Source organism: Desulfogranum mediterraneum DSM 13871 (assembly GCF_000429965.1).
Taxonomy (GTDB): domain Bacteria; phylum Desulfobacterota; class Desulfobulbia; order Desulfobulbales; family Desulfobulbaceae; genus Desulfogranum; species Desulfogranum mediterraneum.
Genome location: NZ_AUCW01000003.1, coordinates 349,637 through 362,458, shown reverse-complemented (window position 1 = coordinate 362,458; position 12,822 = coordinate 349,637). Strand labels below are relative to the sequence as shown.

12 protein-coding genes and 1 pseudogene are annotated in these 12,822 nt (G+C 47.4%); all 13 read left to right on the top strand.

Annotated features, from left to right (window positions below; translation table 11 throughout):
• Window positions 1-312: transposase (locus G494_RS21415; RefSeq protein ID WP_161629919.1), on the top strand; the 312-nt coding region annotated here is incomplete at its 5' end.
• A gap of 82 nt (window positions 313-394) precedes the next feature.
• A pseudogene (locus G494_RS25960) lies at window positions 395-523 on the top strand (transposase); the annotation flags it as partial.
• Window positions 524-801: 278 nt separating this feature from the next.
• The gene (locus tag G494_RS24975) at window positions 802-1,848 is read left to right on the top strand and encodes a glycosyltransferase family 2 protein (RefSeq protein ID WP_084456272.1); all 1,047 of its coding nucleotides are present in this window, start codon (window positions 802-804) and stop codon (window positions 1,846-1,848) included.
• 66 nt (window positions 1,849-1,914) lie between these two features.
• Window positions 1,915-2,934: a glycosyltransferase gene (locus G494_RS0101570; RefSeq protein WP_028583113.1), complete on the top strand. Its 1,020-nt coding sequence runs from the start codon at window positions 1,915-1,917 to the stop codon at window positions 2,932-2,934.
• An 80-nt stretch (window positions 2,935-3,014) separates the two neighbouring features.
• A complete protein-coding gene (locus G494_RS0101565) occupies window positions 3,015-4,043 on the top strand; it encodes a glycosyltransferase (protein ID WP_028583112.1) in 1,029 nt (342 codons plus the stop codon).
• The gene (locus G494_RS0101560) at window positions 4,036-5,136 is read left to right on the top strand and encodes a hypothetical protein (protein ID WP_028583111.1); all 1,101 of its coding nucleotides are present in this window, start codon (window positions 4,036-4,038) and stop codon (window positions 5,134-5,136) included. The genes G494_RS0101565 and G494_RS0101560 overlap by 8 nt, the downstream gene beginning before the upstream one ends.
• Window positions 5,137-5,236: 100 nt before the next feature.
• Window positions 5,237-6,340 (top strand): glycosyltransferase family 4 protein, encoded by a 1,104-nt coding sequence (locus tag G494_RS0101555; RefSeq protein WP_161629918.1) that lies wholly within the window; start codon window positions 5,237-5,239, stop codon window positions 6,338-6,340.
• Window positions 6,337-7,365, top strand: coding sequence for a glycosyltransferase (locus G494_RS24970; RefSeq protein WP_051305213.1), 1,029 nt, complete (start codon window positions 6,337-6,339; stop codon window positions 7,363-7,365). The genes G494_RS0101555 and G494_RS24970 overlap by 4 nt, the downstream gene beginning before the upstream one ends.
• A gap of 539 nt (window positions 7,366-7,904) precedes the next feature.
• Complete coding sequence (locus tag G494_RS0101545) at window positions 7,905-8,243, top strand: SMR family transporter (protein ID WP_161629917.1); 339 nt, start codon at window positions 7,905-7,907, stop codon at window positions 8,241-8,243.
• A gap of 70 nt (window positions 8,244-8,313) precedes the next feature.
• Window positions 8,314-9,552, top strand: a complete 1,239-nt coding sequence (locus G494_RS0101540; RefSeq protein WP_153305720.1) for a glycosyltransferase family 4 protein — start codon at window positions 8,314-8,316, stop codon at window positions 9,550-9,552.
• 60 nt (window positions 9,553-9,612) lie between these two features.
• Complete coding sequence (locus tag G494_RS0101535) at window positions 9,613-10,767, top strand: glycosyltransferase family 4 protein (RefSeq protein ID WP_084456266.1); 1,155 nt, start codon at window positions 9,613-9,615, stop codon at window positions 10,765-10,767.
• A 344-nt stretch (window positions 10,768-11,111) separates the two neighbouring features.
• Window positions 11,112-11,855 carry a glycosyltransferase family protein gene (locus G494_RS0101530; protein WP_208597624.1) on the top strand — a complete coding sequence of 248 codons (744 nt, stop codon included), beginning with the start codon at window positions 11,112-11,114 and terminating at the stop codon, window positions 11,853-11,855.
• Entirely contained in the window at window positions 11,852-12,820 is a 969-nt protein-coding gene (locus G494_RS0101525; RefSeq protein ID WP_208597623.1) for a glycosyltransferase family 2 protein, read from the top strand. Before G494_RS0101530 ends, G494_RS0101525 begins: the two co-directional genes overlap by 4 nt.
• Window positions 12,821-12,822: the final 2 nt, after the last annotated feature.

The window sequence follows — 12,822 nt, the reverse complement described above, 5'->3', positions numbered from 1 at the left end:
TTCTGGGATCTCAAAGATCAAGCAGCTGCCAAGGAATTCCTCGGCAACTGGTGCAAGACGGCAAACAGGAGCCGCCTGGAGCCTATCAAGAAGTTTGTTAAAACAGTCAAAAAGCACGAGCAGCGGCTGACACCATTCGTAGAGCTTGGCCTCACTAATGCCATCGCCGAGGGGCTCAACAGAATTATCAAAATCGTCAAAAACAGGGCCAGTGGATTTCGGAATCTGGAGGCCTTCTCAGACATGATTTTCCTGACCGTCGGGGACCTGGATATTCCTGGGCAAATTCCGCCAGGTTTCCGGACACTATAAATGTGCTGTCAAACCATGGGGCCACCGGCTGTGTCGGGAGTTACCTCGTTGGGAGATTCGGATATAGCCGAAAAACTATGGCGGCATGAGTTTCTGGGCGCGAGGCTATTTTGTTTCAACTTTTGGCACCGATGAGGATGTTGTTCGTGCTTATATCCGTGAGCAAGAAAAAGAAGATAAGCGTGTCGAGCAACTGTCATTATTACAATAGGCGACCACCGAATGGTGGTCAGCGAAACTTTTTAACATACCGCTTTGAGCGGTTCACAGTTTTTTAAAGCCACCGGTTTTACCGGTGGTTACTTACTTTAACCATGAGTTTGTAGGGCCTGAGTTTTACTCAGATGGTGAACATGCAACACATGAGGCAGCAATAACATTCTCACGGAGAGCGGGTAGGGAGATTGATATGTCAGGTTATGCTGAATGTGAAAAGAGAGTTGGCCTAAGCGAATAGAAAATGGGCAACGATAATACAGAGGAGATTAGATGAGGTGTCCGTCGTTACAAGATATCCCAGCGCCACCTGCAGGTCGGACTGGCTGGCCATGGACCGAGGCTAGCGACAGTTCTGCATGGTTAAGGAAACGTGTTGATTGGCCTCGTGTGAGCATCGTTATGCCGTCATACAACCAGGCAGAATTTATTGAGGAATCGATACGCTCGGTTTTGCTCCAGGGGTATCCGGATCTTGAGTTTCTTGTGTATGATGCAGAGTCATCGGATGGCAGTGTCAATATTATTCGAAAGTATGAACCTTGGCTGACCTTTTGGGTGAGCGAGAAGGACCGGGGGCAGAGTGATGCCATCAATAAAGGGTTAAGGAAGTCCACTGGTAAGTATTTTAACTGGCAGAACTCAGATGATATCTTGACCCCTTGTTGTCTGTTTAAGGCTGTTAATGCGCTTTTGGAACATCCTGAGGCAAGTTTAGTACACGGCTATGAAGATGTTATCTACGCCGATGGCAGCCTTCATGCAACGACCGAGAATGCCTTTGGTCCGCCGACGCGGCTGGCCCCCGATGTCGGCAGATCCATAGCGACGCTGAAAACGGGTACTCAGCCGGGATGCCTAATGGATCGTGACCTGGTTCTGCAGGTCGGTGGGCTCAACGAAGATCTGCATTTTGTGATGGATATAGACCTGTTGCTGCGACTGGCCATTCTCAAACCTGCCCTCTATCTCCACGAGAAATTGGTCTACTACCGTTATCACAGTGCGACGAAGAGCCATAACGAGTGGCCCGAGACGCGTGCGCTGGAGCGGCTAAGCATCGCGAGGAATCTGTATGCCATGCCAGAGGCGCAGCCATACCAATCACTCCGTCGCGATGCCATGGCGCAAGGGCATCGTTATGCTGCGGACTGTTTCTGGATGAACGGCAGCCCAGGTAAAGCCATTAAGCATACGCTTCTGGATATTGCCTGGTCGCCATTCAAGCATTGGGACCAGAGGCGAGGTACGGCGTACAAATTGAAACAAAGGAAGATAAGTCAACGCAAGATGCTTGCCGCACAGAATACTGAATTCTGACCGCAGGGCTGTTTATGCAGCCTGTATCTATCGTGGAACGCAACGATTTTACTTTGAGGGCTCCGAATGAAGATATACATTATTGGGTGTGACCAGATGTGGGCCACGGGGGTCGATGAGGTCCATTACAGAAAGGTCCTGAGAGAACTCGGACATCAGATTGTAGGGAACCCAATAGCCGCAGAGGCAATAGTCGCAGTCACATGGTACCACATGATTAAATGGTACTGGTTCTTGCTTAAGCGCGCTTTCCCCAACAAGCGTTTCTACGCTGTTCTGAGCAGTAACCCAGCATTTCATCCCGAATACTTTGAGCCCATAAGGAAAATTGCGGATGAGTATATCTATTTCAATACCCAGCAGTTCGAGTTTCTGAAAGCTGAGGGAATAGAAGAATCGGCAATGCACTACAATCCTGTGTATGTAGATGAAACGATTTACTCTCCCGTACGCTTATCGAAAAAGGACTTAGCTGCTCGCCTGGGGCTTGACTATTCCAGACTTAAGGGGCGCTATGTAATAGGCTCGCTGCAGCGCGACTCTCTGGGGGATGAGCTCGATAAGCCGAAGTGGCAAAAGGATCCGGACCTTCTGTTGAGTGTGCTGCAGCGTCTGGATCAGGATAAGTTTGTGTTGCTTCTTGGGGGACCGCGGCGCCACTACATCATTAAGCAATGCCAACGTCTCTCGATACCATACTACTATATCGGAGACGAGTCGTACGTCATTTCGGGACGCGATGATTATCATGATGGGAAGAACTTTCTGTCAAAATCCGAAACAAATCTATTCTACAACCTATGCGATCTCTATATTGTCTCTTCGAAATCAGAAGGTGCCCCTATGGCTGCTGTAGAAACAGCCCTCTGCAAGGTTCCCGTAATAGCCACGAGAGTTGGGATGGCTGCCGACTTTCTTGCACCGAGTATGATCTACAGTTCCCCTCAAGAAGCTGCAGAACTGGTAACACGCTGCATGGAGGATCCGCAATTCACCGAAGAAGTGGTTGGAACAACTTTCCAGCAAACGATCAGGGTTAACAACTATGGGGCGTTGCTTGAGCGAATGGGGCAGATATTTCAGTAAAAATTAAATAGATCGCCGGTATGAAATTTTATTGTCTGTATGTTTCCAGTTCCGGCCCTTCCGGGGGCGGGAACAATTTTATGAACTCGGTTGGCGAGCGTTTCGCAGTGGACGGTCATTACGCGAACAGCCCTGAAGAATGTGATATCGTCCTGCTCAATCTCTCTCCTTCTTTTCGGATATTCGGATTGATGTCAGAGGCGATCCGCTTGAAGTGCAAACATGGCAAGAAGCTGCTTTGCCGCTTGGCCGGGCCTATTTCAATTGCACGGGGAACCGAGGATCAGTCCTGCTGGGATCGCCTTTTTTTCTATTTCCTCCGTCAGTTCGCCGATGGGATTGTCTATCAGTCATCCTGGTCTAAAGGTGCCAATATCACCGCTGGGGCACCCGAGAATGTTCCGGCAACCGTTATCATCAATGTGCCTGGCGAGAAGCACTTTCCTCCCAGCGATGTGGTGTGGAGAGATGAGGCTGAGGAAGGGGGCAAGGTTCGACTGCTGTACGCATCATGGTCTGACAATTACAACAAGGGAGGAGACGTTCTCGCATACCTGGATGATGTCTTGGATTTCTATAGGTATGCGTTTACATTTGTGGGAAGAACTCAGGTAACTTATAGTAACATCGTAGTTCGCCCTCCCGTTGCACCTGACCAGTTAGCTCGTCTGTTGGCAGAGCACGATATCTTCATCTTTCCATCACGCGTGGAAGCGTGTTCAAATATGCTGTTGGAGGCTATTTATTCAGGAAAAGTTGTTGTGGCATCCAATACTACGAGCAACCCGGAGGTGCTGCCAAAGGACCGTGGCGAGCTATATGAGTCGCCGGAAGAAATTCCGGATTTGCTGGACCGAATTGTTCTTAATCATCATCAATATGAAAGCGTCGAGCAACTTCCGACAATGAAGGTGTTGGCTTCTCAATATGTGGCCTTCGCAGGTACGTTAGATACACGGCCTGTTTCACGTATCTCTTGTATCTGGGCCACGGTGAACCTCGAACGACTGCTGTGGCGTGAGTTTGGAGTGCTGCCGGTCATCAAGTACCGAACCATTATGTGGTTGTCTCATATGAAGAGAACCATACTAGGAGGGAAGCGTGTTTGATCTGGCAATATATCGAGATGCTCTTGGAGCGTGGTTCGAAAAGGTGGCCAGCGATCTTGACGAGGGTCGTTTTCGTTATTCGACGGAAGGCAGTCTGATCCCGATCGAGGGGAATGCAGCATTCTTCTCGACATGCTTCGCGTTGAAAGCGGCATGGAATTGCGGGCTGCATTTCAAGTGGCCGGCCGAGAGAGTCAAAGGTGGCCTCGAGTTCCTGGCGTCAAATCAAAGAGAGGACGGCTACTTTGCTGATCCTTTTTTGGCCGATGTGCCGGTGCCTACCTGGAAAACGTATATAGCCGCTATTTTGAGACTCTGTGAATGGCCGGTGCCTGCACGTATTCAAAGAGAGCGGAACCTTCGTGCAGATACCAGGCAGATTGCCTCAGTCCTGCTGGAGTATGGACATAAACTTCGGTATCCCCTGCCTGCCGGACTTACATCACCAGACAAGGCCGTTGAGTATTTCCATTCGTTGGACTGGACGACACCGTGGGGCTGTGCCAGTCATCTGTCGCATGAGATGTTCTTTCTTTCGGTCAATAACCGTATGTTCAGGAATGTCGACGATTATGAATCTGTGGTCAACGCTGTCTGCGGTTGCCTTGCGACCATTCAGAGAGACGATGGGTGCTGGTATGAGGGGGACATTCCTGACAACATGAAGATCAATGGGGCAATGAAGGTTTTTTCAATGTTGAATTGGTTGGATCGTCCTTTTCCTGATTCGTCTGCACTGATGAGATTTGCACTGAGTCAGCCCTTTGAAAGTGATGGATGTGGTTTTTTAAATCGTCTGTATGTCGTGTGGAATGCTTCGCGTGGGTGTGATTCGACTAAGTATTGCCACCAGATTAACACGTTAGTTGCGGATTCTGTCGCTCATCTGCAACGGTTCATTCGTGACGATGGCGGCTTTTCATTTTTTCCTGATCGCGCCGAGAGCTCGTACTTTGGGTGTCAGGTTACATGTGGCCTGCCTGAAAGTGATATGCATGGTGCAGTCATGTTTACCTGGGCACTGGCGATGTGTGTCGATCTGGCTCCTGAGCTTTTTCAGCATCGTTCAGGTTGGAAGCCGATGCATACCTGATAGTGACTGATGATATGCGTGAAGAGTAATGAGTTTGTTTTGCAATATCGTTGCGAATTTCAGCCGGACCCGGATGCAGCAACCAGTAGGTGATTTCTTTATGAACTATTTCTACGAGATTATCTCGAAGTGTCAGATTTGGCGGCGTGAACGTCAGCGATGGCGACAGCCACAACCTTCGGAAGGATGTCGCGTGTATTACGGGGCTGACTCGATGCAGTCTAGAGACGAATTAAGTGGTGGGGGAATTATTAAGGTTCAGGATCTGCAGATGATCTTTCCGAATTGCGCAGAGCAGCCGAATATTCTGTATCTGGTCAGCAGCGCACTGCCGCCTTATGCCAACACCATGGCGAGAATTGCCAGAGAGAATGGCGCCAAGGTTGTGCTCAACCAGAATGGGGTCTCTTATCCTGTACATGGTGGGGCGTGGAAACGCACAAACCACTTTATACGCTCTGTTTTGCAGGAGGCGGATTATGTTTTCTATCAGAGTCATTTTTGTAAGTTAGCGGCTGATCGATATATTGGTAAACGTGATAGTGCATGTGAAATCCTGCATAACCCTGTAAACACAGACTGCTTCTGTCCCATAGACAAACCTTTGCCGCTCGAACCCCTTCGGCTTCTTATCGCAGGAACTCATAATCTTTTCCGTCGTGTAGAGACTGCGCTAAATGTAATCTATGAGTTGCGGAACAATGGAGTAGATGCCTATCTGGAAATTGCGGGGCGTCTCGCGTGGGCAGAAGAAGATGTTGCAGAGCAACAGGTTAGAGACTACCTGTCTAAGCGACATATTGAGTCATATGTTTCGATCAGTGGGCCGTACTCCCAGAAGGCGGCCCCTGAGTTGTTTCGGCGCTCTCATATACTGCTGCATTCCCAGTACAATGATTGCTGTCCGCGCCTGGTTGTTGAGGCCATGGCATCAGGATTGCCCGTTGTCTACTCGGCATCAGGCGGTATTCCTGAACAGGTTGATGCCGATTCGGGGGTTGGGATTCCCGCACCAGTTGATTGGGAGGCGCGTCATTGGCCATCGGCGACGGATATGGCCGCAGGTGTTGAGACGATTATGGCATCATATTCTAGTTATTCGCGCGCCGCCCGGCGCCGGGCAGTAGATGATTTCGACGTCGTATCGTGGCTCGAAAGGCATAGAGTTGTCTTTGAATCTCTGGGTGAGGATATGGTGTTGTGAGTCATCATGCCAAGATTCAGATTTCCGTGTTGATGGCAGTTCGAAACGGAGCGACGTACTTGCGAGATGCTCTGGATGGTCTTTGCCAGCAAACACATCCGGCAGATGAGATTGTGGTTGTCGACGATGCATCAGATGATGATACATCGTGCATTCTACAGAGCTACACCAGTCAGCTTCCTCTAGTGTTATTGCACAATGAAGAACGCCTGGGATTGACATTGTCCTTGTTGAAAGGGTGGGGCGTTGCACGTGGTGACTACATTGCACGTATGGATGCAGATGACATCTCGTACCCACGACGATTTGAGCATCAAATGACCTGGATGCGTAGACATCCCGATGCAGGGGTCTGCGGTACCTGGGCGCGAATCATTGGGCAGAGCAAAGGGCGTATTCGCACGCCAGTCAATATGCAGGATATCCATGCTTCTATCCTGTGGGAATGTCCCTTTGTCCATTCTTCTGTGATGTTTCGGCGAAGCGTCATGGCCGAGGCAGGCTTGACATACGATCCTGAGTTTTGTGTTGCACAGGATCTTGAGTTATGGTCGCGTCTTGTATTGAGCGGTGTGGTTTGCGGTAATGTGTCGAGGTCTCTTGTTGCATATCGCATGCATTCTGAGAACATCACGTCTACTCGTCAGCAGGAACGTCGACAGGCAAGTTTGGCGATCTATCGGCACATGCTAGATGTCTATTCGCAAGAGCCTGTTTCGGATGATGAACTGGAACTGCACCTTAGAATTGTCCATAATCGCCTGCAAGATAATGAAGCTGAGATTAGGTCGGCATATGACTGGTTCGAACGGGCGGTCTCGATGGCGGAAACAATGGGACAGCGTTCCCTGTGGCTGATGTACATCCGAAAAGTGTGGTTTGCTGTCTGTTATAGGAACTGTGTAGAGCGAAACAGCGCATTGGTTGCTCGATACATGCGAATGCCGAGGTATGATTTTCTTGGGAAATATCGGATGTTATTGCTGCTGGCATTAGGGAAGAAGGCGCTGCTTAGCCCAACTTAGCGAGATTGATTTTTAAAAAAAATCTGTGGCGAAGGTTGTTCGTCGGCTACGAAAATTTAAAGCACGCCATTACAGGGGTATAAAAATTTTGCACTTTTAGTCACTGCTGTCCGGTTAAGGAAATAGATACGGCCTACCATTGCAACAAAATGAAAGATGTAGTGCCATACTGAACGACCAGGTATGGATAACATTTTTAAATTACACGGTATTTTGTCTTTCCGTCGCGAGGTTGGGCTAACGTGGAACTTTTTTCAGTATCATCTATCCTCTCGTGTCACCGGTTCAGAATGTACTGAAATCCACATGAAACATCGAAGAGTCAGGATCTCTTCGGGCAAGTGTTTGATACTGAATAAAGCATAACTTTTTTTTGAAATATAATCAGACGGTACTTTGCTTTTGTGTCTCCTGCCAAAGGTTATCTGGGGCAAATATCATGCAAGGATTACCCCGATCGGCTATGATCCCGTCTGGGAGGGATGGGTGGAGGTGTAGCTTGAAATTTTCTTTGGTTGCTTTCAATAGCGGTGTTTTTGTTGATAACTAAGTATTTTTTCCTTCTCATTCCTGTCGTATTCTCTGCCCTGGCGCAGGTTCTTTTAAAGGTGGCGTCAACTAAACAGCCAAACACTTTTAGCTGGTTTATGGTAATGGCTTTGAGTGTCGCTGTATACTTTCTTGCGTTCTTTTTCTATTCCAACGCGTTGAAGCTCTTTCCAATAAGTTTAGCAAGTCCAGTTAATACTATCGCTGTGATGTTATTAGTCATAATGGCGGGTGTACTTATATGGGGCGAGCCTCTGTCCCTGCAAAAAGGTACGGGTGTGTTGCTCGGAGTAGCTTCTTTGCTCGTGCTTCTTGCTGGTAAGGGTTGACCGTAAATGTTTTGGGATTTCAAAGCGAACGCGTTTGGGCGCGAGTTTTTTTGGGTTGTCGGATAATAGCATGAAAGTTTGGCTGTTGATATGGGATTACTGGCCCGGTCTTCAAGGTGGATCTGAGCGACAAGCCAGGATGGTGGCGCAGGAACTGTTTGCTAGGGACGTTGACTGCGAAATAATTACTTCTTGGTCCAGTTGGTCCATGAGGAGATTGGATTATGACGGAAAGGTAAGAATCCTCCGGTTAGGTACCTTGGCGCCTTTGCGTGCAGGGTGGCAAAGGGTAGTGCGTCGTTTCTTGTCTCTGCTGTGCAAGCCAAATTCCGGTTCGCAATCTTTTCGAAAAAACAAGGTAAGCAATAGTGCTTTTTTTTGGTTGTCGCTCCCCTTGAACTGGATTAGTCGCCTCTCGTTCATGATTGAGCTGTTTGTTGTGGTGTTGTTTACAGGGCGAAAGGTTGATGTCATTCATCTTCATGAGCCCTCTTGGCTGGGAGGGGTCGCACAGATTGTTTCCAACTATTCTTCTTCTGCCATATTATGTCAGGAGGCAACCACGCCAGCTCTACCCGTCATTGGCTATGATGTACCTTTTCGGAGGATCTTGGATCGGCAAAGGCGTCTTCCATGGTACATAGCCATGACCGCTTTTACTCAAGATGAGCTGGTCGGGAAAGGCATTAGGGAAGATCGTATTTTTCAAATCCCCAACGGAGTTCATTTACCTTCAAAGGTGAGTCGCAGTTTCCCTGATCAGGTTTTATATGTAGGGAACTTAACCCAGGGCAGTGACTGGAAGGCCTTTGATGTGTTGTTCAAAGCCTGGTGTATTGTAGCAGAGAAAAATCACCAGGCGAGACTGACAGTGGTTGGTGGCGGAGACAGCTCCGAATGGGTCGACTACCTTGTGGAAAATAAGTGTACGAATTCTGTTACCTTTGTAGGGCGAGTTGACGACCCAGGTAAATATTATTGTGATGCTTCTTTGTTTGTATTGCCCTCTCGGGTAGAGGGCCTTTCCAACGCCTTAATCGAATCGCAGAGTTGGGGTATCCCTGCCGTTGTTTCAGATATACCCGGTAATATGGCGGTGATAACAGATGGTGAAAATGGAGTTGTCACCCCTGTGGGGAATGCGGAAAAGTTCGCAGAGGCGATACTTACAGTCCTTTCTGACAACCAATATCGAGAAAAAATGGCAAGAGTTGCCAGGAGAAAGGCTGAGGAGAAATATGATATCAGAGTAGTTATGGGGGATGTCATGAAGGCCTATTCTAAAATTTCAAAAATTAATTTGGATTGAGATGGATTACTCGACTAGGTTTGCTGTTGGTTGTAGATTCTTGCTTCTTTGCAGTAATACATGAGAATATTATTTCATAAATGGGAATATCCGCCCCAGGGGTCTGGGATAGGGCAATATATATCTGTCGTTTCAGCCGCCTTGCGTGAACAGGGGCACTTTGTAGTGATAGTGACAAGTCGATATCCAGAGTGTGCTGAAATAGAGTATTTAGAGAATGGGCTTGTTTATCGCATCTTTGATTTTGCTCAAATTGGTTCTCTTCCAGTAGCTGAAAAAATTCTAGAAATTGCCCAGACTCACCAGATCGATATAATAGAGGGTGCGGATCATCTCGGTGAATCGTACCCGCTTTTACGGTTTAAATCACGACCGCCTGTTTGTATTAAGCTCCATTATAACGACGTGTTTTCGACCATGCGTTATGCCCAGGCAAAGTATTTTTGGCAATATGCAGTGGTTAAATTGGCCTGTATCAGGCAACGTGGACGTCTGTTTGCTGAAAGGCGGAGCATGGAACTTGCTGATGCCATAACGGCACCTTGTCAGGCAATTGTTGATTTAGCAGAGCAGCATCACCTGTCGCTTCCTCAAGCAGTTGAAGTGATTCCCAATCCGGTGTGTCTTAACTATGATTGGAAGAATGAAGAGTCTGAATCTCCCACAATCCTTTTTGTAGGGAGAATGGATTTTGGTAAAGGGGTTGATTATTTGCTGCGTTTGCTGGATTGTGTCTCATACCGTTTTCCAGAAATTCGCTTGGAGATTGCTGGGGGAGACAGCTATGCAAGAGGGATTGGTTCTATACAGGACTGGCTCTGTCGTCACGGTGGGAACTCTTTGGAAAAGTTGGTATTCCTTGGACATCTCGATCAGGAGGCACTGAATCGGGCTTATCAAAGGGCTTGGGTGGTTATTGTCCCCTCCCGGTGGGACACCTTTCCTAACGTAGTCTTGGAGTCCATGGCACGTAAAAAGGCATTGGTAACAAGTGAGGTAGGCGGTATGCCTGACATGATCGTGGGCACAACTAACTACAGTGCGCAACCAGATGGATATAGCTTTGTAGAGTATATAGTGCGCTTTCTGGAAGATGTTTCATTGCGCCGTAAGGCAGGATTGAGCGGCTTTGAAAAGGTTCGAAGTGTATACTCTCCTAAGCAAATTGCCGAAAAACAGATAGTTTTTTTTGAAAGAGTGTTGTCGGAAAAATGAATTCGGTATCATTGATTCCATATGCCCCGTTGCCGTGCACGACAGGGGCCCGGGTGATTTTTTTGAAACATTTGCATTTTTTGAATAAACAGGGACGTTGTACTGTCGCTTCAGCCAGGCAGCTTCCTGTAGGTGGAGGTTGGGGTGCAGACATTGTTCAAGATTTAAAGGGGCAGGGCTTTGAGTTGGTGTTCCGCAACAAGTGGGGGGGGAGCTCGTTTCCGTATGTTATAGGGATGCTCTATGCCTGTTTTTTTAAAATATTAAAACAGGAAAAGGCCTTTGGGCATTCTAACTTATACCATCGTTACGCATTTCCAAGTGACTGGTGGTATGAGCAAACCGTGAATAAAGATATCGCGGAAATACATTACTCTTACTGGTCTCGGCTACCTTGTGCATGTCCCAAGGTCGTCGTGCTGCATGATATGTGGTCTGATCTTATGTGGGAGGGGGTGAGAAGGGAGAGCGCTGAATTAGCTTTGGCTGACCTGATAGTGACGGTATCGATAGAAGATCGGGATAAATTGATTCAAAGAGGGATGAAAAACGTACATTGGAGCCCTCCAAGAGTCAAGCCTCTTGAGTGTGCGGATGCATCTGAGGTATGTGTTGTTGCCTCTGGTAATCATCATAATGTAGAAGGGCTGGAATGGTTGAAAAGCAGTACTGAAAAAATGCCAACCCAAGTGCATTGCTACGGCTCTATCTCTGATTATGTCGGAGACGATGATAGGTTCTTGTCGGAAGGAAATTATGCAGCATCTTCGGAACCATACGAGAAGTGCGGTATCGTGTTAATGCTAACCTCCAGCGGTACCGGAGTGCAAATAAAAGGAGTGGAGGCGCTTGCGCACGGACGAGTGATAATCGCGAGGAAAGGTGCAATGAGAGGTCTTCCTTCTGGTGAAATTGGATGGGTTGAGGTTGACAGTCCAGACGAAATGGTAGATGTGCTTAAAAAAGCTTACCGTGATCGTCAGTATAGGGAGAAAATGTCATTGGCTTCAAAGGAGTACTATAAAAAATATTTAGAGAGTGAAGTCGTTGATAGAAGGTTGCTGGAAAAATATAGAGAGCTGTTGTGAAAAGTCATGTTAGTCGCTCGCCGAGAATCGTTGGCAAGATTTCTGTGTTAATTCCTGTGTATAATGAAGAGGATAATGTTGTATCTCTTTCTGATGAGATAATGTCAATTTTGTCAGGTTATGCTGATTTTGAGATTGTCTTTATTAATGATGGGAGCAAGGATAATTCATTACAGTTGATCCAGGATTTGTCCAATAAAAATGGTAAAGTTTATTTTATCTCCTTCTCGCGCAATTTTGGTCACCAGAATGCGCTGCGAGCCGGGTTTGATCACTGTACCGGAGATATTGTGATTACTTTGGATGGAGATCATCAGCATCCCCCTGGTTTGATTCCTGAGATGATTGATAAGTGGATAGAGGGGTATGATGTTGTTTTTACCACCCGGAAAGAAGGGGGAGAGGTCTCTCTGGTAAAAAGATATACTTCCTCTTTTTTTTATTGGTTAATTGGGAAGATTGCAGACGTTGACCTTAAAAAGGGTGCGGCTGATTTTAGATTGTTTGATGAAAAGGTAGTCCATGCTGTTAGAGGATTGAAAGAAAGGGATGTTTTTTATAGAGGCCTGGTCGCATGGCTTGGGTTTAGACAGTGTGAGGTCGCCTATACCCCAGAACGACGAAGAGGCGGGGTGAGCAAGTATACCTACAGGAAAATGCTCAGGCTCGCTGTTGATGGAATTTCCTCATTTAGTTTTTTGCCGCTGAGGTTGGCGGCGGTAACGGGTTTTTTGATCGCAATGGTTAGTTTTACATATGTTTTTTATGCGATTATGATCAAGTTGTTTTCTGATCAAGCTGTTTCGGGGTGGGTGTCGTTAATGGCTGGTGTCTATTTTTTGGGTGGGGTGCAGCTCATTTTTTTGGGGCTATTTGGTGAGTATGTGGGCCGTATTTTTATGGAGGTCAAGGGAAGGCCTAACTATTTGGTAAGTGCAGCTAAACTTCCTGGAGAAGATAAGTAGTG